Raw genomic sequence first — 25,458 nt, forward strand, 5'->3', positions numbered from 1 at the left:
TTATTCTTTATATGAATAATGTATTTACCCACCGCAACGGATTCAGGCAATGTTCAATTGCCCAGGAACGCGAACTATTTCGCCTGAACCTGTGTCAGATCAATTAATTTCATTCCTGATGAAATTACGTTTCATTCCCCAGCGGAAATGCTTATCAGGTCTGTATCGTATTAGCTCAGGACGCGATTTGTGATTGTAAAACAACCGGTTTCACGCAGCCTTGCCCGGGCCTTTTTCGCCATCATTGCGCTGTCGCTACTGACCAGCGCCATCGCCCTGTTTACTCTCGCCAGCAGTCAGCGCGACGCCGAAGCGATCAACCTGGCGGGGTCATTGCGCATGCAGAGCTATCGCCTGGGTTACGATATGCAGCGGGGCAGCGCCGATCTGCTGCCCCATCGCCAGACCTGGCAGCAAACGCTGAACGCCCCCGCCCTGCTGACGCTGAAAAGCTGGTACGTGCCGGATGAGGTTCAACAGCATTACCACCAGCTGCAGCTGGCGTGGCACGGGGTAAGCGAGAAGCTCGATCAGGGCGATTACGCCTGGTATCAGAACCATATGGATGAGTATGTGGCGCGTATTGACGCCTTTGTCCTCTCCCTGCAGCATTACGCCGAACATAAAATCCAGCTGGTGTTCGCCATCTCCTTTGCCGGCGGGATCGGCATCATCCTGCTGGCATTCAACACGCTGCGGCGGATCCGCCGGCAGGTGGTCGCCCCGCTCAATCATCTGGTCGCCTCCAGCCTGCACATCGAACAGGGCCGGTTTGATACCCCGGTGCCGGATACCGATCTGCCGAACGAGCTTGGTCTGCTTTCCCGCACCTTTAACCATATGGCCACCGAGCTGCACAGCCTGTATCGCTCGCTGGAAATTTCGGTTGAAGAGAAGACCCACCATCTGCACGAGGCCCACCAGCAGCTGGAGATGTTGTTTACCTGTTCGCAGGAGATGAACACCAGCAAGATCGACAGCCACTGTTTCCGTCATATCCTGCAAACCGTGCGCGAATACACCGGAATTACCTGGCTGGCGCTGCATACCAGCGACGGCTGGAAAATGCAGGAGGGCGAGGCCGCTGAACATCTTGAGACGCAGGTATTGCCGGTTATTATGCTGGAGACTCGCTTCGGTGAGCTGCGCTGGCAAAGCGAGCAGCGCGCCGTTCCGATCCCACTGATGAAAAACGTCGCCACCATGCTCGGGCGTGGCCTCTTCTCCAACCAGGCTCAGAAGCACTACCACCAGCTGCTGCTGATGGAGGAGCGCGCCACTATCGCCCGCGAGCTGCACGACTCGCTGGCGCAGGTGCTGTCGTATCTGCGTATCCAGCTGACGCTGCTCAAACATGCGGTGCCGGAGGAGAACGAACCGGCGCAGGCGATCATTACCGATTTCTCCCGGGCGCTAAATGCCGCTTACCGCCAGCTACGCGAGCTGCTGACCACCTTCCGCCTGACCCTGAATCAGGCCAACCTCCCCGCCGCGCTGCAGGAGACGCTGGACGATCTGCAGAAGCAGACCAGCGCAACACTGCGCCTCGATTGTCGGCTCTCCTCCCTGGCGCTGGACGCCCAGATGCAGGTTCACCTGCTGCAGATTGTGCGCGAGGCAGTGCTGAACGCCATCAAGCACGCCCAGGCCAGCGATATCCAGGTCAGCTGCGTTACCGCCCCGGACGGCAGCCATACGGTGAGCATTCGCGACGACGGGATTGGAATTGGCGACGCCAGCGAGCCGCCGGGGCACTACGGTCTGAACATCATGCGCGAGCGCGCCGACAGGCTCGGAGGCACCCTGCACTTCTCCCAGCCACCCGGCGGAGGGACGCAGGTCAGCGTCTGTTTCCGCTCGTCAGCCAGTACCGAGGGTAAATAACGGTAAAATCAGGGGGAATGTCACCGCTCAGCCATGGGGATGGGCAATACTCACCGCTTCAGGATAATCGCGCGGATAAAGCGCATGATAATTTACATTATCTCCTTTATTTCTCCACGTTTGGCATCCGCCTTGCCGCTAGAGTGATGCGGGCAATGTACAATGACGACGCGCAGCAAAACGAGGTCTTATTTTAATGGCGAATTTTTTCATCGATCGCCCCATTTTTGCCTGGGTGCTGGCAATTCTGTTGTGCCTGACCGGCACGCTGGCCATTTTTTCCCTTCCTGTTGAGCAGTATCCGGATCTGGCTCCGCCTAACGTGCGGATCACGGCTAATTATCCCGGGGCCTCCGCACAGACCCTCGAGAATACCGTCACCCAGGTGATCGAGCAGAACATGACCGGCCTCGACAACCTGATGTACATGTCCTCCCAGAGCAGCGCCACCGGGCAGGCGACGGTCACGCTGAGCTTTACCGCGGGCGCTGACCCGGATGAAGCGGTGCAGCAGGTGCAGAACCAGCTCCAGTCCGCGCTGCGTAAGCTGCCGCAGGCGGTGCAGAATCAGGGCGTGACGGTGCGTAAAACCGGCGATACCAACATCCTGACCATCGCCTTTGTCTCCACCGACGGGTCGATGGACAAGCAGGATATCGCCGACTATGTCGCCAGTAATATTCAGGATCCGCTCAGCCGCATCAACGGCGTGGGGGATATCGACGCCTACGGCTCGCAATACTCGATGCGCATCTGGCTCGACCCGGCGAAGCTAAACAGTTTCCAGATGACGGCGAAAGACGTCACCGACGCCATCGAATCGCAAAACGCGCAGATTGCGGTCGGCCAGTTGGGCGGTACGCCGTCTATTGATAAGCAGGCGCTGAACGCCACCATCAACTCCCAGTCGCTGTTGCAGACCCCCCAACAGTTCCGCGATATCACCCTGCGCGTCAACCAGGACGGCTCGGAAGTGCGGCTGGGTGATGTCGCCACCGTGGAGATGGGCGCGGAGAAGTACGATTACCTGAGCCGCTTCAACGGCAAGCAGGCCTCCGGTCTGGGGGTCAAGCTGGCCTCCGGGGCCAACGAGATGGCCACGGCTGAACAGGTCATCAGCCGCCTCGATGAGCTGTCGCACTATTTCCCCCACGGGCTCGAATACAAAATTGCCTACGAAACCACCTCTTTTGTGAAGGCTTCGATTGAGGATGTGGTGAAAACCCTGCTGGAAGCCATCGCCCTGGTGTTCCTGGTGATGTACCTGTTCCTGCAAAACTTCCGCGCCACGTTGATCCCGACCATTGCCGTACCGGTGGTGCTGATGGGCACCTTCACGGTGCTGTACGCCTTTGGCTATAGCATCAACACCCTCACCATGTTTGCGATGGTGCTGGCGATAGGCCTGCTGGTGGATGACGCCATCGTGGTGGTGGAGAACGTCGAACGTATCATGAGCGAAGAAGGGCTCTCCCCGCGCGAGGCGACGCGAAAATCGATGAAGCAGATCCAGGGGGCGCTGGTGGGGATTGCCATGGTGCTGTCGGCGGTGTTTGTGCCGATGGCCTTCTTTGGCGGCACCACCGGCGCGATCTACCGCCAGTTCTCTATCACCATCGTCTCAGCGATGGTGCTGTCGGTACTGGTGGCGATGATCCTCACCCCGGCGCTGTGCGCCACCCTGCTTAAACCACTGCATAAGGGCGAGCAGCACGGCCAGAAAGGATTTTTTGGCTGGTTCAACCGCATGTTTAACCGCAACGCCGCGCGCTATGAGGCGGGCGTCGGGCGGATATTGCATCGCAGCCTGCGCTGGGTGCTGATCTACGTCCTGCTGCTGGGCGGTATGGTGTTCCTGTTCCTGCGTCTGCCCACCTCGTTCCTGCCCCTGGAAGATCGAGGCATGTTCATTACCTCAGTGCAGTTGCCCAGCGGCTCTACCCAACAGCAGACCCTGAAGGTGGTCCAGCAGGTCGAGCAGTACTTCTTCACCAAAGAGAAGGATAGCGTGCTGTCGGTCTTTGCCACCGTGGGCTCTGGCCCCGGCGGGAACGGGCAGAACGTGGCGCGTATGTTCGTGCGCCTGAAAGACTGGGATGAGCGCGATGCCAAAACCGGCAGCTCGTTCGCCATTATCGAGCGCGCCACTAAAGCCTTCAGTCACATCAAAGAGGCGCGGGTCTTCGCCAGCAGCCCACCGGCGATCAGCGGGCTCGGCAGTTCGGCAGGTTTTGATATGGAGCTGCAGGATCACGCCGGGGCCGGGCATGTGGCGCTGATGGCCGCGCGCGACCGCCTGCTGGAGCTGGCCGGGGAAGATCCTTCCCTCACCCGCGTGCGTCACAACGGTCTGGATGACAGCCCGCAGCTGCAGATTGATATCGACCAGCGTAAGGCGCAGGCGCTCGGCGTGGACATTGACGATATCAACGACACCCTGCAAACCGCGTGGGGATCGAGCTATGTGAACGACTTTATGGATCGGGGCCGCGTGAAAAAGGTCTACGTGCAGGCGGCGGCCAAATATCGCATGCTGCCGGACGATATCAACATGTGGTATGTGCGTAACAAAGATGGCGGTATGGTGCCCTTCTCGGCCTTTGCCACCTCGCGCTGGGAGACTGGCTCCCCACGTATGGAGCGCTACAACGGCTATTCGGCGGTAGAGATTGTCGGTGAGGCCGCGCCAGGCGTGAGTACCGGTACGGCGATGGATGTGATGGAAAATCTGGTCCAGCAGCTGCCTGCCGGTTTTGGTCTTGAGTGGACTGCGATGTCCTATCAGGAGCGCCTCTCCGGTGCCCAGGCACCGGCGCTGTATGCTCTGTCGCTGCTGGTGGTGTTCCTCTGTCTGGCCGCCCTGTACGAGAGCTGGTCGGTGCCGTTCTCGGTGATGCTGGTGGTGCCGCTGGGGGTGATTGGCGCCCTACTCGCCACCTGGATGCGCGGGCTGGAGAATGACGTCTACTTCCAGGTCGGGCTGCTAACGGTTATTGGCCTGTCCGCGAAGAACGCCATTCTGATTGTTGAGTTTGCTAACGAGATGAATGAGAAAGGTCAGGAGCTGATGGCAGCGACTCTTGATGCCTGTCGCCAGCGCCTGCGTCCGATCCTGATGACCTCGCTGGCGTTTGTTTTTGGCGTGCTGCCGATGGCTACCAGCTCTGGCGCGGGATCGAGCAGCCAGCACGCGGTGGGAACCGGGGTGATGGGCGGGATGATCTCCGCGACCATCCTCGCCATTTACTTTGTGCCGCTGTTCTTTGTGCTGGTCCGTCGGCGTTTCCCGTTAAAGGAACGACAGAAATAAGATGTTGAAAATGAAAAAGGCGTCCTTACCGGCCGCCTTTTTTGTGTGTTTATTTCCACACTATAGTTATTTAGCTAATTAAGTGCTCTTGCATTTCTTCCTGAATGTCATTTACGAAGCATGCCTTCGATAAAATCTTTCCAGTTCCCCAGTTCACGTTCAATCATAACTACCTCTCTTATTATTATGGCCATTCTACGAGAATATATCATCATTGTGAAGACTTTTTAATCAGTTCTTCTGCTCTACCCCCGTTGGTACCACTGGCTTGTAGATAATATGGGTCCAGTCCGATAAATTTTATGTGACCAACTGCAATATTTTGAAATAACCTTGATTAACGATGAAAAAATTAATTAGCGACTGTTCTTACACGTCTTTTTAGCGCCTGGACTTCTATGCGATAAAGATGAAATAATATTCATAAGCTGTACGTTATTTATGCCAGTCATGGATATAAAATAATGTCATAAAACAAATGTGTTATATTTCCGCAATCATTGAAGCTTCGAAAATACTGAGCAACTGGCCACGATTAAGACAAAAGGATTCACCATGATCACCCTGTACGGCATCAAAAATTGCGACACTATCAAAAAAGCCCGCCGCTGGCTGGACGATAATCACGTCGATTACCGTTTTCATGACTATCGCGTCGACGGTCTGGATGCTGATTTAATGCAGAAGTTTATCGCTGAGCTGGGCTGGGAAGCGCTGCTGAACACCCGCGGCACCACCTGGCGCAAGCTGGAAGAAAATCACCGCGCCAGTATCAATAATGCCGACAGCGCCGCTGCCTTAATGCTTGAAATGCCAGCAATCATCAAACGCCCATTGCTCTGGGCGCCCGGTAAGCCTATGCTGCTGGGTTTCAACGAAAAGCAATACCAAACCTATTTTATTGAGGTGTAGTCTATGTCATGCCCGGTCATTGAGCTGACTCAGCAGCTTATTCGCCGCCCCTCCCTGAGCCCGGATGATGCGGGTTGTCAGGCGCTGATGATCGAACGCCTGCGGGCGATTGGTTTTACCGTCGAACCTATGGATTTTGGCGATACGCAAAATTTCTGGGCCTGGCGCGGTCAGGGCGAAACGCTGGCGTTTGCCGGACATACTGATGTGGTGCCAGCCGGTGACGCTGACCGCTGGATCAATCCCCCTTTCGAACCGACGATCCGCGACGGCATGCTGTTTGGTCGCGGCGCGGCGGACATGAAGGGTTCCCTGGCAGCGATGGTGGTTGCCGCCGAACGCTTCGTGGCGCAATACCCGAACCATAAAGGCCGTCTGGCGTTTTTAATCACTTCCGATGAAGAAGCCAGCGCCAAAAACGGCACCGTGAAGGTAGTGGAAGCGCTGATGGCGCGCAACGAACGTCTGGATTACTGCCTGGTGGGCGAGCCGTCCAGCACCGAGGTGGTGGGTGATGTGGTCAAAAATGGCCGTCGCGGCTCGATGACCTGTAACCTCACCATTCACGGCGTGCAGGGGCACGTGGCCTATCCGCATCTGGCCGATAACCCGGTACACCGCGCCGCGCCGATGCTCAACGAGCTGGTGGGAATCGAGTGGGACAAGGGCAACGACTATTTCCCGCCGACCAGCATGCAGATTGCTAACATTCAGGCAGGCACCGGCAGCAACAACGTCATCCCCGGCGATCTGTTTGTACAGTTTAACTTCCGCTTCAGTACCGAACTGACCGACGAGATGATCAAAGCCCGCGTCGCGGCCCTGCTGGAGAAACACCAGCTGCGCTACAGCGTGGAGTGGTGGATTTCCGGCCAGCCGTTCCTGACCGGCCGCGGGAAGCTGGTGGATGCGGTGGTTAACGCTATCGCGCACTATAATGAAATTAAACCGCAACTGCTGACCACGGGCGGCACATCCGACGGACGCTTTATTGCCCGTATGGGTGCACAGGTGGTCGAACTTGGGCCGGTGAATGCCACCATTCATAAAATTAATGAATGCGTGAATGCCGCTGATTTGCAGCTGCTGGCCCGTATGTATCAACGTATCATGGAGCAACTCGTCGCCTGACGGTTGCCCTGAAGAAGGATAAGCGAATGGACTGGCTGGCTAAATACTGGTGGATTTTGGTACTGGTTTTTCTGGTAGGCGTGCTGCTGAACGTGATCAAGGATCTCAAGCGCGTTGACCATAAGAAATTCCTCGCCAACAAACCTGACCTCCCCCCACATCGTGACTTTAACGACAAGTGGGATGATGAAGACGACTGGCCGAAGAAGGACCAGAAGAAGTAATGTCTTAACCCTCTCCCCGCTGGGGAGAGGTCTTCTCAGTTCAATGTCTTGCTCTCGCAGCGATAAAATAATTTTATTAAACGACAGGGCCTAAAGCGGCTCCACGGTCCGGCTGAAAATCGCTGAGGCGTTTCCTGCAGGCCGGGGCGAGGCGCAGGGACGCGCCGAGAGGGCATAGCCTGCAAGGATGCAGGCTGGTGCCCGACCCGAAAGCCGGAAGGAATAAGCCGAAGGGACCGCGAAGCGGCGATTTTCTTGCCGGGAGCCCGGGTTGCCAGGGTGGTGGCGATTGAGCCACCCTGGCACGTTCACCGGTTTCGCAGTAACAGAGAAGCACGATTCTGAAGGTGAACGGAACCACCACCGCTGCGGCATGTACCCCCTCACCCTAACCCTCTCCCTCAGGGAGAGGGAATAGTATGTGCACATCCTCAGGTTGCAAAGAACCCTTCAGAGAAACTCAACAATGCCGTCGTCGTTCGGCTTACCGCCGCTGAGTGCTTCATCGAAGTAGTGTTTCGGCACGGTAAAACGCAGGTGATCCAGCGCAAACTGCATACTGCGATCGTCAATGGCGTGTCCCAGATCGTCAACAATATCCAGCGTCACATCGCCGCCCGCGCGGATCAGCGCTTCCTGACCGGCAACCGCATGGGACAGCTCAATGACGTGATCCTCCCCGCCGTGGATCAGGTGGATAGTGGTCGCCGTATTCGCCCGTTCCGGCAGGGTCGCGTAGCGGCCATTGAACGCAATCACCCGCGAGGCTAACCCCGGCTCGGCTTTTACACTCTCCAGCGCCATGATCGCCCCTTGAGAAAAGCCGATCAGCGCGGTGGCATTCGCGCCAACACCGCTTTGCTGCTGCCAGTAACGCACCGTCCCGACAAAGGTCGGCATGATCGCATCCACCCGCTCCTGACGGCTCTCTTCAGTCACGCCCTGCACCGAAAACCACTGCCGACCATTGGGACCGCATGGCTCCGCGCCGCCCACGCTGACCACCAGGGCATCAGGAAACAGAGGCGCAAACAAGCTGCCAATCTGCGCCATATTGGCCGGGTTATCGCCGACGCCATGAAACAACAGCAGCAGCTGTTTAGCCGGACGCTCGGGGCTCTGGACAACAAAATGGTCATGTTTCATGGCAGTCTCCTTATTTGATAAGCGGGATTCTACGCTTGACAGGCAGAATGAACATGCCAGTTTACTGATGAAGTCATTGAAAAAATTGCCATTGCAAAACGGTGTGCTTCAGCCTCTGGCAGCGTTCGCTATCCAGCTGCGTCAGCGCTTGGCCCGTCTCGATACGCAGCTGGCTCAGCAGGGCTTTGCGTCCGCTGAGGCCTAACGCGCGGCTCAGGTCGCTGTCATCAAGCCCCTGTTCGATTTTGCCCCGCACGCCTGCCAGCGGCAGATCCGTCGCCTGCAGCAGTCGCGTCAGGCTGGCCACCGCCGCCGTAAAGGGGCGGTGCGCAAAGGCAAACCCGGCGAGATCCAGCCAGTCATCATCATTAAGGGTAGCCTCACCTGCGGACGCTACCGGGATCTTTTCACCGTTCCAGCGTTCAATCACCGGCGCATCGCGACTGAGCCGCTGCTGCTCATGCTGGCACAGCGCCTGCCCCGCCGGGCTGAGCGGCAGCATCGCCATCGCCGTATAGCAGCCGCTGCTGGCCTCGCGGTGGCTGCCCATACGCACCAGCACAAAGCCACAGTGCTGCCAGAAGCGCCAGAGTTCCTCGGTATAGCCGAAGCTGACGGACAGGTAGTCGATATTCTCCTGCTGGCGGGCGGTGGCAATCAGCGCCCGGCCAATGCCTTCGCGCTGGCGAGCGGGATGGACCGCAACGCGCGTTACCCGCCGGGCGATAAGGGTGGCGGCCTGCGGGGAGCCGCCGTGAGCGGCCAGCGACTGCGCCACCAGGTTGCCGCGTGGACGGCGGTAGCCCGCCCACACCGCCTGGCTGAGCGCCGGACTCAGCCCTCCCTCCTCCAGCAGCCACAGCGCACCGCAGACGTCATCAGCCGTTCGGGCGACGGCAAAATGCTGCCCTGGGGCATCCATCATCCGCCGCAGATCAAGCGGTGAGGTCCGGTAGTGCGCGGCACAGAGCAATTTATAGACCGCCGCCGGAAGGTCAGGATCACGGCTCCAGGCCTCCTGCTCCAGCGGCGTACAGACGATCTCCCCCTGCGGGGGGCGCTCGTCGGGCGTATCATCAAACAGCAACACCTCGGCGATAATGCGCTCCAGCGGGCAGCCCGCGGCCCAGCGCACCGGGTCGTTCAGGGTGAAGTAACGCAGCCCGGCAAAGCGGGCGCAGAATTTCAGCAGAAATCCCCTGCCGGTGCCCTCATAACCCTGCACCGTGGTGGTCAGCAGCACCCGGGGGAAACGCGTCACCAGCCGCGCCAGCAGCGGGCCGGGGATCGCCGCCGCCTCATCAACGATCAGCCAGTCGGCGCGCTCGTCCGAAGCCAGCAGCGCGTCCGGGGCCATAAAGTGATAACGGTCGCCACCGAAGCGGGCGATAACCTCCGTCGCCGCTCTGGCGGGTGCAGTTACAATGGCATGGCCTGCAATGCGTTGCAGCAGCATGCCTGCCAGCGCCGACTTTCCGCGCCCGCGCGCGGCGGTCACGGCGGCGACCCCTGCGGGCATCGTCGTCAACTGAGCGAGGATCGCGGCCTGCTCCCGCTGCGGCTCACCGCTGGCCGGGTGCCAGTCGGGAGCAGGCAGGTTCTGCAATCGGGGAAAAGACGCGCCCTGCTGCCAGAGTAAAACCTGCGGGTCGCGCGTAATATGACGGCAGAAATGTTCAATAAAGCGAGGAGTGGGGATCGGCTCGGGCCTGTCGCTCCAGCGCAGCGAATCCTGGTCGGCCAGCTCCGGCCAACACGCCAGGGCTGGGGTGAGTAAAACCAGTACACTTCCGGCTCGCAGCGTGCCGCCGACGGCCGCAAAGGCCGAGACGTCGAAGCCCTGGCGGGCATCGAAGATGGCGTGGAGAAATTCACGGCCCAACAGTTGATTCAGCGCCTGGGGTGAACAGGACGGGAGCTGGGGGGCGTCGTCGCCAACCCACAGCCAGTCTCCGGGATGTTTTTCTTTCAGCAGCAGCGCCTGCTGCTGCGTCCATGTCTCATCCCCGCTCAGCACCAGCAATCGCCGGTGCCCCTCCCGCGCCAGTTGTTCCGGTAACCTGGATAGATTCATCCCTGACATTGAGAATTACATGGCCTTACCGAAGGTATTGCACTGGGCAGGATCGCCGCCGTCAAAGCCTTTTTTGAACCAGCTATAACGCTGTTCTGACGTCCCGTGAGTAAAGCTGTCCGGCACCACATGCCCCTGACTCTGCTGCTGCAAACGATCGTCGCCAATCGCCTGCGCGGCGTTAAGCGCCTCTTCCAGGTCTCCCGCCTCCAGCACGCCCTCCTGCTGCATATTGTGGCCCCAGACCCCGGCAAAGCAGTCAGCCTGCAGCTCCATACGCACCGACAGCGCATTCACTTCGCTCTCGCTGGCATTCTGCTGAAGCTGGCGAACCTTTGGCTCAATGCCGAGCAGTTTCTGCACGTGATGGCCCACTTCATGGGCGATAACGTAGCCCTGGGCAAAATCGCCGTCGGCGCCCAGCTTGCGTTTCATGTCATCGTAGAAGGAGAGATCGATATAGACGGTGGCATCGGCAGGACAGTAGAACGGCCCCATCACCGATTGCCCGGTCCCACAGCCGGTACGCGTGGCACCGCGGTACATCACCAGCTTCGGCTGCTGGTAGGTGCGACCCATTTTGTCGAACAGCTGACCCCAGGTATCTTCCGTGGTGGCCAGGATCACCGAGGTAAATTTTGCCGCTTCATCTTCATTTGGACTGATGGAGCGCGTCGCCTGCTGCTGCTGCGGCATCGGTTGCCCGGTGAGTAACCCGCTCAGGTCGACCCCGTAGTAACCTGCTACCACGACCACCAGCAGAATAATGATACCGCCCTTTCCCCCCGGCAGCCGGAAGCCCGGCCCGCCCATTGACGGACCACCGCTACTACGTCTGTCATCTACATTGTCGCTTCCACGACGCCCTTGCCAGCGCATAACCACCTCGAAATTATCATCTTAATAATAAATATGATCGTAGGCGGTTCGGGGCAAGATTACCACTGGAAACAAAGGTGAGATGCCAGAGGAACAGAGGTTCCCCTGGCGACAGGGCAGGATTAGTCGAGTTTAACACCCAGACGGTGGGCAACGGCTTCGTACGCTTCAATCACACCGCCCAGGCTTTGGCGGAAGCGGTCTTTGTCCATTTTATCCAGCGTCTCTTTGTCCCACAGGCGGCTGCCGTCCGGTGAAAATTCATCACCCAGAACCACCTCGCCTTTATACAATCCGAATTCCAGTTTGAAGTCGACCAGGATCAGGCCGGCGTCATCAAACAGCTTCTTCAGCACGTCGTTGGCTTTGAAAGTCAGCTCCTGCATGCGCGCCAGGTTCTCTTTGCTCACCCAGCCAAAGGTTTCGCAGTAAGATTCGTTGACCATCGGATCGTGCATGGCGTCGTTTTTCAGGAACAGGTCGAACAGCGGCGGATTGAGCTCGATGCCCTCTTCAATACCCAGACGCTTCACCAGGGAGCCTGCGGCGCGGTTACGGACGACACATTCCACCGGTACCATATCCAGCTTTTTCACCAGACATTCGGTATCGGACAGCAACGCTTCCATTTGCGTAGGGATGCCCGCTTCTTCCAGCTTGCTCATAATGAAGTGGTTGAACTTGTTGTTCACCATCCCTTTACGGTCAAACTGTTCAATGCGCGCGCCATCTCCTGCTGACGTATCATTGCGGAACTCGAGCACCAACAGATCCGGGTTCTCCGTGCTGTATACGGTTTTCGCTTTGCCACGATACAACTCAGCTTGCTTCTGCATCTTCATTACTCCTGGTGTGATGATTTGTGTTCAAAACTGGAGATATTATGCCACGCACACGTTTGCGTAGCACGAAAATAAAAAGGGCTGGATTCACCAGCCCTCTTTTTTATTTGCTGAATGCCGCCTGGAAGACAGCGACCAGCGCATCGTTCTGCGACTGGGTCAGAGTGTGACCTTTCGGATCGATAAACTGCAGGCTGCTACGGTTGTCCAGATCGCCGACCTGAAGCTTGTAGTCGCCGGAAGCCAGACCCGGATCGCGTGCGCCCAGCGCTTCCCAGCTGCTGTCAGACAGCGGCTTGTAGGTCACCGCCATGCTGCCGGTCGAGCGGGTGCTGTCGGTCACTTTCATGCCGACGCGCTCAAGCGTGGCAGGCAGACGCTGCCAGACCTGGTTGAACGGACCACGTACGACAAGCATTGGCAGACCGGTTTCGTCGGCAGCGCTCTGCACGTCGAAGGTTGCGCCATTGCGGCTCTGGGCAGCATTGGCAGCGTCGGTTGCGTTTTTGTCGAGGCCCGCAGCGATGGTGTTAAGCATCTCGGTACTGTAGCGCTGCAGGGAAGCGGCATCCGAGACGGGCTTGCCTGCCTGCTCGAGGTTCAGCAGCTTAACCACGACCGCCTGCTGATAACCCTGAGGTTTAACAGAGACTTGATAACGTCCACGGTACTGTTGATCTTCATCCAGACGGGACCATTCGATCCAGTCTGTCGACAGCGTCTGGCTGGCGTCATCGCGTTGCGTGATTGTGTAGTTCTTCGACTGAATCACGCTGACAACCTGCGGCCACAGAGCGGCATTACGCGCGCTCTCAACCTGCAGCGTCGCGGTATCGCCGGTGAACTGAGTACGCGCCCCGCTTACCAGCGCCAGAGGCTGTGCTGGCGGACGGATATCAAGCGCTTTGCCTACCGCGCCGCTCCCGTTGGTGACCGGAATGTTATAGTCGCCATTTTGAACGGGCAGGATCATGCCAGCGGGCGCATGAAGTTCAGCAAGCGGCGCAGCATCCAGATAGGATTCGTCACCGCTCACCTGGCGCTTGTAGCGTGAATCTGAGCTACAGGCCGCGAGCAGCATAACAAGCGAAACACCCGCAACCTTCACCAGGCGCGACTTCTGTACTGAGTAAGCCATCAAATCTCCCTAAACTTTACAGCAGACCGGCATGCTTCAGCGCGCCAGTGACCGTTTCGCGACCGTGGTCGGTAATCGGGGTCATCGGCAGGCGCAGCGTATCGGTCGCTACAAGTCCCAACTCCTTACATGCCCATTTCACTGGGATCGGATTGGGTTCGACAAATAATTTGTTGTGCAGCGGCATCAGACGCTGGTTAATCACGCGGGCTTCCTGGAAATGACCGGCAGCCGCCAGTTTACACATTTCAGCCATATCGCGGGCTGCAATGTTGGAGGTCACGGAAATTACCCCGTGGCCGCCGAGCTGCATAAAGTCCAGCGAGGTCGCATCATCACCGCTCAGCAGAATAAAGTCGTCTGAAACCAGCTCTTTGATCTGATGAACACGGCTTAAGTTCCCGGTCGCCTCTTTAATACCGATAATATTTTTTACTTTCGCGAGACGGCCAACCGTTTCTGGCAGCATATCGCAGCCAGTGCGCGACGGCACATTATACAGGATTTGTGGCAAGTCAGTATGTTCAGCGATGGCTTTGAAATGCTGGAACAGACCTTCCTGGGTCGGACGGTTGTAGTATGGCGTTACCGTCAGGCAACCGACCACACCCGAGTCGTTGAAGCGCTGGGTCAGGCTGATGGCTTCAGCGGTCGCGTTGGCACCCGTACCGGCGATAACCGGGATACGCCCGTCAGCCAGTTCGAGGGTCATCATGACCACTTCGCCATGCTCTTCATGGCTCAGCGTTGCAGATTCACCGGTAGTCCCTACCGAAACAATCGCCGAGGTTCCGCTGGCGACATGATAATCAATCAGTTTCTTCAGGCTTGACCGGCAGACATTACCTTTCTCATCCATCGGTGTAACAAGCGCAACAATACTTCCCGTGAACATGGGCCATCCTCTGTGCGTGCAAGAGCCTCAATGGTACGTTTGGTGCTGTAATAAAAGCAAGGGACATGAGGCCTCCAGGTTATTGTATGCCGGTTTTTTTTATGCTTTCCTTAGAAAGACTAAACCATGCAAAGGAAGAACCGGTTTGACAACATCATCACAACATTACCTGGTTATCACTGCGCTGGGTGCTGACAGGCCGGGGATCGTAAACACCATTACTCGCCACGTCAGTAGCTGCGGCTGCAACATTGAAGACAGTCGTCTGGCGATGCTGGGGGAAGAGTTCACCTTCATCATGCTGCTTTCCGGATCGTGGAATGCCATCACCTTAATTGAATCGACCCTGCCGTTAAAAGGCGCAGAGCTGGATCTGTTAATCGTGATGAAGCGCACCACCGCACGTCCGCAGCCAGCGTTGCCGGCAACCGTCTGGGTCCAGGTGGAAGTGACTGACTCCCCGCACTTAATCGAACGCTTTACCGCCCTGTTTGATAGCCATCAGATGAACATTGCCGAGCTGGTCTCCCGTACCCAGCCGGGCGAAGGCCACACTATCCCTAAACTGTTTATCCAGATCACCGCGCACAGCCCGGCCTCTCAGGATGCATCAAATATAGAGCAAGCGTTCAAAGCCCTCTGTACAGAATTAAATGCGCAAGGCAGTATAAACGTCGTCAATTATTCCCAGCATGAACAAGACGGAGTTGAGTAATGAATCCACTGAAAGCCGGTGACATCGCACCGAAATTTAGCCTGCCCGATCAAGACGGCGAGCAAGTAAATTTAACCGACTTCCAGGGACAGCGTGTTCTGGTCTACTTCTACCCGAAAGCCATGACGCCAGGCTGTACCGTACAAGCGTGCGGTCTACGTGACAACATGGATGAGTTGAAGAGCGCGGGCGTGGAAGTGCTGGGTATCAGTACCGATAAGCCTGAAAAGCTGTCTCGTTTTGCCGAAAAAGAGTTGCTGAACTTCACGCTGCTCTCCGATGAAGACCATCAGGTCTGCGGTGAGTTTGGCATCTGGGGTGAGAAAACCTTTATGGGCAAAACCTACGACGGTATCCACCGCATCAGTTTCCTGATCGATGCCGAAGGTAAAGTTGAACATGTGTTTGATGACTTCAAAACCAGCAATCACCACGACGTGGTATTGAACTGGGTGAAAGAGAACGCCTGAAGGTAAACGCAAAACGGCAACCTGAGTTGCCGTTTTTAGTGTTTGCGCCCTCTCCCCGTGGGAGAGGATTGGGGTGAGGGCATCAGTCCGCACAAAACCCGTAGGCCCGTGCAAGCGTTAGCGCCGCCGGGCAACAGACTACTCCTCAACCGCCGGCACATCCGGCCAGGCATGCACCACCGCTTTAATCAGCGTTGCCAATGGGATGGCAAAGAACACCCCCCAGAATCCCCATAACCCGCCAAAAATCACCACCGAGAGAATAATGACTAACGGGTGCAGGTTGACCGCTTCCGAGAACAGCACCGGCACCAGCAGGTTACCGTCCAGGCCCTGAATAATCAGATAGACTGCGAAACAGCTCCAGAACTCGGTGCCCAGACCAAACTGGAACAGCGCCACGCCCACTACCGGAATGGTGACCACGAAAGCCCCGATATACGGGATCAGCACCGAGAAGCCCACCAGCACCGCCAGCAGCAGCGAATAGTTAAGACCAAAGATGAAAAAGCCAATCCAGGTGGCTATACCGACAACGATCATCTCCAGCACTTTGCCGCGGATATAGTTGGTAATCTGCTGGTTCATCTCCTTCCATACCTGCCCTGCCAGGCCACGGTTACGCGGCAGCACGCGGCGCACCGCGTTAAGCATCTGCTCTTTATCTTTGACCAGGAAGAAGACCATCAGCGGCACCAGCACCAGATAGACCGCCAGCGTCAGCAGGCCCACCAGCGACGCGAGGGAGAATTTCACCACCGTGTCCCCCATCGTCATGATGCGAGTACGCATGTTTTCAGCCATCGCATCAATAATGCCCGCATCCATCAGAGCCGGATAACGACGCGGCAGGGTGGCGGCAAAATCCGAGAGCTTGCTGAGCATGCCAGGCATATCGCGAATCAGGTTGATCCCCTGCTGCCAGGCAATCGGCAGCACCACAAAGGACATCACCAGCAGGATACCGACAAAAAAGACCAGTACGATGATGCTGGCCCAGCGGCGGGAGCAGCCGATATTTTCCAGCCGGACCGTCGGCCACTCCAGCAAATAGGCGAGCACAATCGCCACCAGCAGCGGGGCCAGCAGCCCGCTAAAGAAGAAGAGGATGCCAAATCCGGCAACCAGAATAACCAGCAGCGCAATGGCCTCCGGATCGCTAAAGCGTCGGCGGTACCACTGCATTAATAACTCGAGCATGCAACCTTCCCTGAAGATGATGGCTGGACGTAAAAGGTGAATTGTATCGGAGAGTCAATGAAAAGACTTTCGCTTTTTCTTGCTCTGTCACAAAACGCAAAAGCCTGAAAAGAGGGATTTTCTTATCGCCCTGACGCGGCTACACTCGCAGAGCAGCCGCAGGTGAACGATATGCGGGTTATTCGGTCAAATTAGCACACCCACCAGACAGGACAGAGGTTATGTTCAGGCAGTTGAAAAAAATGTTGGTTGCGACGCTCATCGCTGCGCTGGCCGCCGGCCAGATGGTGCCTGCGTTCGCTGACTCTGCAGAATCATTGCCGGACATGGGCACCTCGGCAGGCAGCACGCTCTCCATTGGTCAGGAGCTGCAAATGGGCGACTATTACGTGCGCCAGCTGCGCGGCAGTGCGCCGCTGATTAACGATCCGCTGCTGGTGCAGTACATCAATTCCCTGGGAATGCGCCTTGTCTCCCATGCGGATTCGGTGAAAACCCCTTTCCACTTCTATTTAATCAATAACGATGAGATCAACGCCTTCGCCTTCTTCGGCGGCAATGTGGTGTTGCACTCGGCGTTATTCCGCTACGCCGATAACGAAAGCCAGCTGGCCTCGGTGATGGCGCACGAAATTTCCCACGTCACCCAGCGCCACCTTGCACGCGCAATGGAAGATCAGAAGCGCAGCGCCCCGCTCACCTGGGTGGGCGCGCTGGGCTCCATTCTGCTGGCGATGGCCAGCCCGCAGGCGGGGATGGCGGCGCTGACCGGTACGCTGGCGGGTACGCGTCAGGGAATGATCAGCTTTACCCAGCAGAATGAACAGGAAGCTGACCGCATCGGTATACAGGTGCTGCAGCGCTCCGGGTTTGACCCGCAGGCGATGCCGAATTTCCTTGAAAAGTTACTCGATCGGGCGCGCTACTCCTCGCGTCCACCGGAAATTTTGCTGACCCACCCTCTGCCAGAAAGCCGTCTGTCGGATGCGCGTAACCGTGCCAACCAGATGCGTCCGGTAGTGGTGCAGTCCTCGGAAGATTTCTACATGGCGAAGGTCAGAAGCCTCGGCATGTACAACTCCGGGCGTAACCAGCTGACCAACGATCTGCTGGACGCGCTGGCGAAAGGCAACGTGCGTGAACAGCGCGCGGCCCAGTACGGTCGGGCGTTACAGGCGATGGAGGCCAGCAACTATGATGAGGCCCGCAAGAACCTGCAGCCGCTGCTGACCGCAGAGGCCAACAATGCCTGGTATCTCGATCTGGCCACCGACATCGATTTAGGGCAGAAAAAAGCCCAGGATGCGATTAACCGACTAAAAGGCGCCCGGGAAATACGCACTAATCCGGTCCTGCAACTCAACCTGGCGAATGCTTATTTACAGGGCGGACAACCGCAGCAAGCCGCGCCCCTCCTCAACCGCTACACCTTCAGTAATAAAGACGATCCTAACGGTTGGGATCTGTTGGCCCAGGCGGAAGGCGCCCTTGGCCATCGCGATCAGGAGCTGGCGGCCCGCGCCGAAGCTTACGCCCTGGTCGGACGCCTGGATCAGGCTATCTCCCTGCTGAGCAGCGCCAGCTCGCAGGTGAAACTCGGTAGCCTGCAACAGGCCCGTTACGATGCCCGCATCGATCAGTTGCGCCAGCTGCAGCAGCGCTACCGTCCGTATGAAAAGATGTAAAGGAGAAGAGATGTCTGACGCGGTTACGATCTACCACAACCCTCGCTGCTCAAAGAGCCGCGAAACACTAGCCCTGCTGAAATCCAACGGCGTTGAGCCGCAGGTGGTGCTCTATCTGGAGACGCCGCCGGATGCCGACACCCTGCGCACGCTGTTAAGCCAGCTGGGTATGAGCAGTGCCAGAGCGTTAATGCGCCAGAAAGAGGAGCTTTACAAAGCGTTAGGCCTCGCTGACAGCGCGCTCACTGAAGAGGCGTTAATTCAGGCGATGGTGGATAATCCGAAGCTGATCGAGCGCCCGATTGTGGTGGCAAACGGTAAAGCACGTATTGGCCGTCCACCTGAACAGGTGCTGGAGATTGTGAAGTAAGTAAAATGGCCCGGTAGCCTGCGTGCGCCGGGCCTACAGATTGAGGATATCTTTCACAAAGGGAATGGTGAGCTTTCGCTGGGCGGTGATAGATGCCCGATCCAGCTGATCGAGGGTCACAAACAGCGTACGCATCTCACGATCCAGCCGTTTTAACAGAAAACGTCCCACGTCTTCCGGCAGTTCAAACCCCCGCAACCGCGCCCGCAGCTGCAACGCCTGCAATTTATCTTCATCGGAGAGCGGCTGTAATTTGTAGATCTGCCCCCAGTCGAGGCGAGAGGCCAGATCGGCCAGCCCCAGGTTTAACTGACGCGGTGGACGATCGCCGGTGATCAGCAGCCGGGTTTTCCCGGACTCCAGAATGCGATTGTAGAGATCAAAAATCGCCATCTCCCACAGCTCATCCCCCGCCACGCATTCGATATTGTCGATGCAGACCAGCGACAGCTGTTCCATCCCATCGAGCACTTCCGGCACAAACCAGGTACGCTTATCCAGCGGCACATAGCCGACCGCATCCCCGCGCTGCGAGAGTTCGGCACAGGCGGCATGCAGCAGATGGCTGCGCCCCGCGCCTTCGCGTGACCAGATATAGATGTAACCGCTGTGCTCCTGGCGCAACACGTTTTGCAGTGCAGCCAGTAAAGAGGGGTTATCACCCGGCCAGAAACTCGCGAAAGTTTCGTCGTCGGGAAGATAAAGTGGCAAAGAGAGCTGTGCCGGTGCGTTCAGAAATACCTCAACCAGGTCTTACTCGGAATCGGCCCAGAGTTTAACACGGAACAAGCGGGGAGAGAACCGGGCGGAGCGGCCGCCCGGTTAGAGGATTAATGGGAGACTTTTTCTGTCTCTTCCGCGTCCAGGACCACTTCTTCCGGGCGCAGAACGGAGATCAGTTTGAAGATCAGAGCCAGGGCAATACCAACGATGGTTGCCAGCGCCATGCCTTTCAGCTCGGCCGCACCAATGTGCACCTTGGCACCGCTGACGCCAATAATCAGGATCACCGAGGTCAGGATCAGGTTCTGTGCTTTGCTGTAATCCACTTTCGATTCAATCAGGACGCGGATACCGGAGGCACCGATTACCCCGTACAGCAGCAGCGAAACGCCGCCCATCACCGGGACCGGGATGATCTGGATGGCTGCCGCCAGTTTACCCACGCAGGAGAGCAGGATAGCGATAATCGCCGCGCCGCCGATTACCCAGGTGCTGTACACGCGGGTAATGGCCATCACACCAATGTTCTCACCGTAGGTGGTGTTTGGCGTTGAGCCGAAGAAACCGGAGATAATGGTCGAGAAGCCGTTGGCAAACATCGAGCGGTGCAGGCCCGGGTCGCGGATCAGGTCGCGCTTGACGATGTTTGCCGTGACCACCAGGTGGCCGACGTGCTCGGCAATCACCACCAGCGCGGCAGGCAGAATGGTGAAGATAGCAAACCACTCAAAGCGCGGAGTGTAGAAGGTTGGCAGCGCGAACCAGTGGGCCTGGGCGATCGGCGTAGTATCCACCACGCCCATGGCGAAGGAGAGCGCATAGCCCGCCAGCACGCCAATCAGGATCGGGATAATCGCCATAAAGCCACGGAACAGCACGGAGCCAAAGATTGTCACGCCCAGGGTCACCAGCGAGATGATAATGGTTTTGGTATCCGGCGCCTGACCGTCGGCAGGCAGCAGGCCCGCCATGTTCGCCGCGACACCGGCTAACTCCAGCCCGATGACGGCAACAATGGCGCCCATTGCCGCAGGCGGGAACATCACGTCCAGCCAGCCGGTACCGGCTTTTTTCACAATGAAAGCCACCAGACAGAACAGCACGCCGCACATGATAAAGCCACCCAGCGCCACTTCGTAGCCCAACGGCAGCAGCAACAGTACCGGGGAGATAAAGGCAAAGCTTGAACCCAGATAGGCCGGGATTTTCCCTTTACAGATGAAGAGGTACAGCAGCGTCCCGATACCGTTAAACAGCAGCACGGTGGCCGGGTTAATGTGGAACAGGATTGGCACCAGCACGGTTGCGCCAAACATCGCAAACAGGTGCTGCAAACTAAGCGGGATTGTCTGTAAAAGCGGCGGTCTTTCACTCACCCCGATAGCACGGCGCGTCATAGTGTTTTCCTCTGAGTATTATTGGTTGTGTGTGTTTTATTCAAAAAAAAGCCGACTATCAAAGTCGGCTTTTTTATCATTATGCGATTACTTAGTACCAAAAATCTTATCACCGGCATCACCGAGACCCGGGATAATGTACCCGTGCTCGTTCAGACCCTGATCGACAGAGGCGGTGTACAGCTCCACGTCCGGGTGCGCTTTTTCCAGCGCGGCGATGCCTTCCGGCGCGGCAACCAGTACCAGTACCTTGATGCTGCTGCAGCCCGCGTTTTTCAGCAGGTCGATAGTGGCGATCATCGAACCACCGGTCGCCAGCATCGGGTCAACAACCAGCGCCATACGCTCGTCGATGTTGGAAACCAGCTTCTGGAAATACGGAACCGGCTCCAGCGTCTCTTCGTCGCGATAAATACCAACCACGCTGATACGCGCGCTCGGGACGTGCTCCAGCACGCCTTCCATCATGCCCAGACCCGCACGCAGGATTGGCACAACGGTAATTTTTTTACCTTTGATCTGCTCAACCTGTACCGGGCCGTTCCAGCCTTCAATGGTGACAGTTTCAGTTTCCAGATCGGAGGTTGCTTCATAGGTCAGTAAGCTGCCAACTTCAGAGGCCAGTTCACGAAAGCGCTTAGTGCTGATGTCATGCTCACGCATCAGGCCCAGCTTGTGTTTAACGAGTGGGTGTTTCACTTCCACAATCTTCATTCTATTTCTCCTTCGGGTGGCAGCCACAAAAAAAATCGCCGGATTATACCGCTTTTTGCGGACTACGCCATACCCATCTTGCTTGACCGGGATCAACCAAAGTGAATAACGGGCTGCAGAGAGTATAAAAGAGACAAATAAAACCGGAGGGGTAAGCGGCAGTTTTTATGCCCGGCGGCGCTGCGCTTGCACGGGCCTACAGGGGTTGTAGGCCGGGTAAGGCGAAGCCGCCACCCGGCAATGCAGAATTAAAGCGACTCGCCGTTGCTGGCAATCACCTGCTGATACCAGGCGAACGACTTCTTCTTGCTGCGATTCAGCGTGCCGTTGCCTTCGTTATCTTTATCGACGTAGATAAAGCCATAGCGTTTTTTCATCTCGCCGGTGCCGGCTGAGACCAGATCGATACAGCCCCACGGGGTGTAGCCCATCAGATCCACGCCATCTTCCACCACCGCTTTTTTCATCTCGCGGATATGGGCGCTGAGATAGTCAATGCGGTACTGATCGTTCACCGTGCCGTCGCTCTCCAGCACGTCGATGGCACCAAAACCGTTTTCGACGATAAACAGCGGCAGCTGGTAGTGATCCCAGAACCAGTTCAGGGAGTAGCGCAGCCCCACCGGGTCAATCTGCCAGCCCCAGTCCGATTTCTGCACGTAGGGGTTGGAGACCAGACTTTTGCTCTCGTCGTAATCCAGCTGCGGGTTATCCGCTGTCGCCTTGGTGGCAAACGACATGTAGTAGCTGAAGCCGATGTAATCCACACAGCCCTGCTTCAGCGCTGCTTTGTCCTCTTCGGTGATATCAAGCTCGAAACCGCGACGGGCAAAATAGTTGAGCAGATGCTGCGGATAGGCACCACGCACGTGCACGTCGGTGAACCAGTAGCGGCGATGCATGGCGTTCATCGCCATCATCATGTCGTCCGGAGCGCAGGTCAGCGGATAGATAGGACACATGGCGATCATGCAGCCGATACGCAGCGACGGGTTGATTTCACGTCCGGCCTTTACCGCCAGGGCGCTGGCCACCAGCTCGTAGTGCGCCGCCTGGAACATCACCGGCTCGCGATCTTCACCCGGCTGATAGTGCAGGCCGGAGTTGGTGAACGGGGCAAAATCTTCGTGGAAGTTGGCCTGGTTGTTGATCTCGTTGAAGGTCATCCAGTACTTCACTTTGTGCTGATAACGCTTAAACACCACGCTGGCAAAGCGCACAAAGAAGTCGATCAGCTTGCGATTACGCCAGCCGCCGTATTCGCTCACCAGGTGATACGGCATTTCGAAATGCGAGAGGGTTATCACCGGTTCGATGCCGTGCTTCAGGCACTCATCAAAGAGATCGTCGTAAAACTGCAGGCCCGCCTCGTTGGGCTGCTGTTCATCGCCTTTGGGGAAAATACGCGTCCAGGCAATCGAGGTGCGGAAGCATTTAAAGCCCATTTCTGCAAAGAGTTGGATGTCCTCTTTGTAACGGTGATAGAAATCGATGGCTTCATGGTTGGGGTAGTTTTTGCCCGGCAGCACGCCGTCGGTGATCTCGCGCGGGACGCCGTGCGCGCCTGCGGTCATCACGTCTGCGACGCTCGGGCCCTTCCCGCCCTCCTGCCAGCCGCCTTCAAGTTGATGCGCCGCCACCGCGCCGCCCCACAGAAAACCCTCTTTGAATCCTGACATGCGATATCCCTCATTCAGCGTTAATTATCGGCAAAAAAGAGTACAGAAACCGGTTTCAGTGAAATGATGTGCATTCAGCGAAGGGGTTGCAAGTATAAGAATGTACCCGGTTTCATTTTCGTGAACGGGTTCAAGTTTGCGTGCCAGCGCGCGATTTTTGCTGGATTTTCAGGGCCCCATTTTTCTGTTGCAGAATGGGCTCGCAAACGTTTGCCTGGACTGTTAGAATTGCGCCGATTTTTCTTACAATCGCAATGCAATCGCGTGGGGACTTGAGCCGTGACCAACAAAACTTCTCTCAGCTACAAAGATGCCGGTGTAGATATTGACGCAGGTAATGCGCTGGTTGACCGTATCAAAGGGGTAGTTAAAAAGACCCGCCGCCCGGAAGTCATGGGTGGGCTGGGAGGATTCGGCGCACTGTGCGCGCTGCCGCAAAAATATCGCGAACCGGTTCTGGTCTCGGGCACTGACGGCGTGGGCACCAAGCTGCGCCTGGCGATGGATCTGAAACGCCACGACACCATCGGTGTTGACCTGGTTGCCATGTGCGTGAACGACCTGGTGGTTCAGGGCGCTGAGCCGCTGTTCTTCCTCGACTACTACGCCACCGGCAAGCTGGACGTCGACACCGCAGCCAGCGTGATCAGCGGTATCGCTGAAGGCTGTCTGCAGTCTGGCTGTGCGCTGGTCGGCGGTGAAACCGCTGAAATGCCGGGGATGTACCACGGCGAAGATTACGACGTAGCCGGCTTCTGCGTGGGCGTTGTCGAAAAATCAGAAATCATTGACGGCAGCAAAGTGACCGACGGCGACGTGCTGATTGCGCTGGGCTCCAGCGGTCCGCACTCCAACGGTTACTCTCTGGTGCGTAAAATTGTTGAAGTGAGTGGCTGCGATCCGCTGACCACCGAGCTGGAAGGCAAACCGCTGGCCGATCACCTGCTCGAACCCACCCGCATCTACGTGAAATCCATCCTCGAACTGATCGAGAACGTGGATGTTCACGCCATCGCCCACCTGACCGGCGGCGGCTTCTGGGAAAATATTCCGCGCGTACTGCCGGACAACACCCAGGCGGTAATCGACGAATCCTCATGGCAGTGGCCGGCAGTGTTCAACTGGCTGCAGGATGCCGGTAACGTCAGCGATCATGAAATGTATCGCACCTTCAACTGCGGCGTGGGGATGCTGATCGCTCTGCCAGCCAGCGAAGTGGACAATGCCCTGGCGCTGCTGCAGGCCAAAGGTGAAAACGCGTGGAAAATCGGTATCATCAAAGCATCTGATTCCGAACAGCGTGTGGTCATTGAATGAAAAACATAGTGGTGCTCATTTCCGGTAACGGAAGTAATTTGCAGGCTATCATCGATGCCTGCGAACAGAAGAAGATCAACGGCACCATTCGCGCAGTATTCAGTAACAAGGCCGACGCGTTCGGCCTTGAGCGCGCCCGCGACGCAGGCATTGCCGCCCATGCGCTCGGTGCCTCGCAGTTTGCCAGCCGCGAGGCCTTTGATCGCGAGCTGGTGCAGGAGATCGACGCCTACGCCCCAGACGTGGTGGTGCTGGCGGGCTACATGCGGATCCTCAGTCCGGCCTTTGTGGCGCACTATGCCGGGCGACTGCTGAATATCCACCCTTCCCTGCTGCCAAAATATCCCGGCCTGCACACCCACCGTCAGGTGCTGGATAATGGCGACGAGGAGCACGGCACCTCGGTCCATTTTGTCACTGACGAACTGGACGGTGGCCCGGTGATCCTGCAGGCGAAAGTGCCGGTGTTTGCAGGCGACAGCGAAGAGGATGTCACCGCCCGGGTTCAGGCCCAGGAGCATGCCATCTATCCGCTGGTGGTCAGCTGGTTTGTTGATGGCCGCCTTGAAATGCGCGACGGTGCCGCCTGGCTGGATGGCGCGCCGTTACCCCCGCAAGGCCACGCGGCCGAAGAGTAGTCTTTTGCCGGGTGGCGCTATCGCTTACCCGGCCTACAACACCCTCTGCCCCGTCTGCCCGGCAACTCGTTATTATCCCTCAATAAAAAATTTAACTGTCATACTTTTCTGACAC

23 protein-coding genes are annotated in these 25,458 nt (G+C 57.3%); 11 read left to right on the top strand and 12 right to left on the bottom strand.

Annotation, left to right across the window (positions count from 1 at the left end):
- Positions 1-189 precede the first annotated feature (189 nt).
- Positions 190-1,884: a nitrate/nitrite two-component system sensor histidine kinase NarQ gene (narQ, locus tag SOM40_RS16830; protein WP_320530387.1), complete on the top strand. Its 1,695-nt coding sequence runs from the start codon at positions 190-192 to the stop codon at positions 1,882-1,884.
- Between the two features lie 196 nt (positions 1,885-2,080).
- Positions 2,081-5,194 carry a multidrug efflux RND transporter permease AcrD gene (gene acrD / locus SOM40_RS16835; protein WP_225758303.1) on the top strand — a complete coding sequence of 1,038 codons (3,114 nt, stop codon included), beginning with the start codon at positions 2,081-2,083 and terminating at the stop codon, positions 5,192-5,194.
- A 107-nt stretch (positions 5,195-5,301) separates the two neighbouring features.
- On the opposite strand, the gene ypfM is transcribed toward acrD, so the two are convergent.
- Entirely contained in the window at positions 5,302-5,361 is a 60-nt protein-coding gene (gene ypfM, locus SOM40_RS16840) for a protein YpfM (protein ID WP_015572204.1), read from the bottom strand.
- A gap of 388 nt (positions 5,362-5,749) precedes the next feature.
- On the opposite strand from ypfM, the gene SOM40_RS16845 reads away from it, so the two are divergent.
- From SOM40_RS16845 to SOM40_RS16855, 3 genes are read left to right on the top strand one after another with little or no spacing between them, the layout of a single operon-like run.
- Positions 5,750-6,106, top strand: coding sequence for an ArsC family reductase (locus tag SOM40_RS16845; RefSeq protein WP_106994645.1), 357 nt, complete (start codon positions 5,750-5,752; stop codon positions 6,104-6,106).
- 3 nt (positions 6,107-6,109) lie between these two features.
- The gene (gene dapE, locus SOM40_RS16850) at positions 6,110-7,237 is read left to right on the top strand and encodes a succinyl-diaminopimelate desuccinylase (RefSeq protein WP_262663399.1); all 1,128 of its coding nucleotides are present in this window, start codon (positions 6,110-6,112) and stop codon (positions 7,235-7,237) included.
- Positions 7,238-7,263: 26 nt separating this feature from the next.
- Positions 7,264-7,461, top strand: coding sequence for a YpfN family protein (locus SOM40_RS16855; RefSeq protein WP_095453344.1), 198 nt, complete (start codon positions 7,264-7,266; stop codon positions 7,459-7,461).
- Positions 7,462-7,911: 450 nt separating this feature from the next.
- On the opposite strand, the gene ypfH is transcribed toward SOM40_RS16855, so the two are convergent.
- The 6 genes from ypfH to dapA form a co-directional block, all read right to left on the bottom strand.
- A complete protein-coding gene (ypfH, locus tag SOM40_RS16860; RefSeq protein WP_320530388.1) occupies positions 7,912-8,607 on the bottom strand; it encodes an esterase in 696 nt (231 codons plus the stop codon).
- Between the two features lie 73 nt (positions 8,608-8,680).
- On the bottom strand, positions 8,681-10,681 hold the full coding sequence (locus SOM40_RS16865; protein ID WP_320530389.1) for a tRNA(Met) cytidine acetyltransferase TmcA: 2,001 nt from the start codon (positions 10,679-10,681) through the stop codon (positions 8,681-8,683).
- Between the two features lie 15 nt (positions 10,682-10,696).
- Entirely contained in the window at positions 10,697-11,560 is an 864-nt protein-coding gene (gene ypfJ, locus SOM40_RS16870; RefSeq protein WP_106994641.1) for a KPN_02809 family neutral zinc metallopeptidase, read from the bottom strand.
- Positions 11,561-11,682: 122 nt separating this feature from the next.
- Entirely contained in the window at positions 11,683-12,396 is a 714-nt protein-coding gene (purC, locus tag SOM40_RS16875; protein ID WP_032613044.1) for a phosphoribosylaminoimidazolesuccinocarboxamide synthase, read from the bottom strand.
- Between the two features lie 109 nt (positions 12,397-12,505).
- Complete coding sequence (gene bamC, locus SOM40_RS16880; RefSeq protein ID WP_106994640.1) at positions 12,506-13,540, bottom strand: outer membrane protein assembly factor BamC; 1,035 nt, start codon at positions 13,538-13,540, stop codon at positions 12,506-12,508.
- A 16-nt stretch (positions 13,541-13,556) separates the two neighbouring features.
- Positions 13,557-14,435 carry a 4-hydroxy-tetrahydrodipicolinate synthase gene (gene dapA / locus SOM40_RS16885; RefSeq protein ID WP_166183304.1) on the bottom strand — a complete coding sequence of 293 codons (879 nt, stop codon included), beginning with the start codon at positions 14,433-14,435 and terminating at the stop codon, positions 13,557-13,559.
- A 145-nt stretch (positions 14,436-14,580) separates the two neighbouring features.
- On the opposite strand from dapA, the gene SOM40_RS16890 reads away from it, so the two are divergent.
- A complete protein-coding gene (locus tag SOM40_RS16890; RefSeq protein ID WP_207630081.1) occupies positions 14,581-15,150 on the top strand; it encodes a glycine cleavage system transcriptional repressor in 570 nt (189 codons plus the stop codon).
- On the top strand, positions 15,150-15,620 hold the full coding sequence (gene bcp / locus SOM40_RS16895) for a thioredoxin-dependent thiol peroxidase (protein ID WP_166183306.1): 471 nt from the start codon (positions 15,150-15,152) through the stop codon (positions 15,618-15,620). Before SOM40_RS16890 ends, bcp begins: the two co-directional genes overlap by 1 nt.
- Before the next feature lie 138 nt (positions 15,621-15,758).
- On the opposite strand, the gene SOM40_RS16900 is transcribed toward bcp, so the two are convergent.
- On the bottom strand, positions 15,759-16,820 hold the full coding sequence (locus SOM40_RS16900; protein WP_106994636.1) for an AI-2E family transporter: 1,062 nt from the start codon (positions 16,818-16,820) through the stop codon (positions 15,759-15,761).
- Between the two features lie 221 nt (positions 16,821-17,041).
- Here SOM40_RS16900 and bepA point away from each other — a divergent pair, with 221 nt between their 5' ends.
- On the top strand, positions 17,042-18,505 hold the full coding sequence (gene bepA, locus SOM40_RS16905) for a beta-barrel assembly-enhancing protease (RefSeq protein WP_320530390.1): 1,464 nt from the start codon (positions 17,042-17,044) through the stop codon (positions 18,503-18,505).
- Between the two features lie 10 nt (positions 18,506-18,515).
- Entirely contained in the window at positions 18,516-18,875 is a 360-nt protein-coding gene (gene arsC, locus SOM40_RS16910) for an arsenate reductase (glutaredoxin) (RefSeq protein ID WP_106994634.1), read from the top strand.
- Between the two features lie 33 nt (positions 18,876-18,908).
- On the opposite strand, the gene SOM40_RS16915 is transcribed toward arsC, so the two are convergent.
- From SOM40_RS16915 to SOM40_RS16930, 4 genes are all read right to left on the bottom strand, one after another.
- Positions 18,909-19,610 (bottom strand): DnaA inactivator Hda, encoded by a 702-nt coding sequence (locus SOM40_RS16915; protein WP_207630125.1) that lies wholly within the window; start codon positions 19,608-19,610, stop codon positions 18,909-18,911.
- A 95-nt stretch (positions 19,611-19,705) separates the two neighbouring features.
- Entirely contained in the window at positions 19,706-20,995 is a 1,290-nt protein-coding gene (gene uraA / locus SOM40_RS16920; protein ID WP_106994632.1) for a uracil permease, read from the bottom strand.
- An 87-nt stretch (positions 20,996-21,082) separates the two neighbouring features.
- On the bottom strand, positions 21,083-21,709 hold the full coding sequence (gene upp, locus SOM40_RS16925; RefSeq protein ID WP_106994631.1) for a uracil phosphoribosyltransferase: 627 nt from the start codon (positions 21,707-21,709) through the stop codon (positions 21,083-21,085).
- 248 nt (positions 21,710-21,957) lie between these two features.
- Positions 21,958-23,388 (bottom strand): 6-phospho-beta-glucosidase, encoded by a 1,431-nt coding sequence (locus tag SOM40_RS16930; protein WP_320530391.1) that lies wholly within the window; start codon positions 23,386-23,388, stop codon positions 21,958-21,960.
- 279 nt (positions 23,389-23,667) lie between these two features.
- Here SOM40_RS16930 and purM point away from each other — a divergent pair, with 279 nt between their 5' ends.
- Both purM and purN read left to right on the top strand, forming a co-directional pair.
- On the top strand, positions 23,668-24,705 hold the full coding sequence (gene purM, locus SOM40_RS16935; RefSeq protein WP_106994629.1) for a phosphoribosylformylglycinamidine cyclo-ligase: 1,038 nt from the start codon (positions 23,668-23,670) through the stop codon (positions 24,703-24,705).
- A complete protein-coding gene (purN, locus tag SOM40_RS16940) occupies positions 24,702-25,343 on the top strand; it encodes a phosphoribosylglycinamide formyltransferase (RefSeq protein ID WP_225758298.1) in 642 nt (213 codons plus the stop codon). The genes purM and purN overlap by 4 nt, the downstream gene beginning before the upstream one ends.
- Positions 25,344-25,458 lie beyond the last annotated feature (115 nt).

Source organism: Leclercia sp. CFBP8987 (assembly GCF_034044995.2).
GTDB lineage: Bacteria > Pseudomonadota > Gammaproteobacteria > Enterobacterales > Enterobacteriaceae > Enterobacter > Enterobacter tamurae.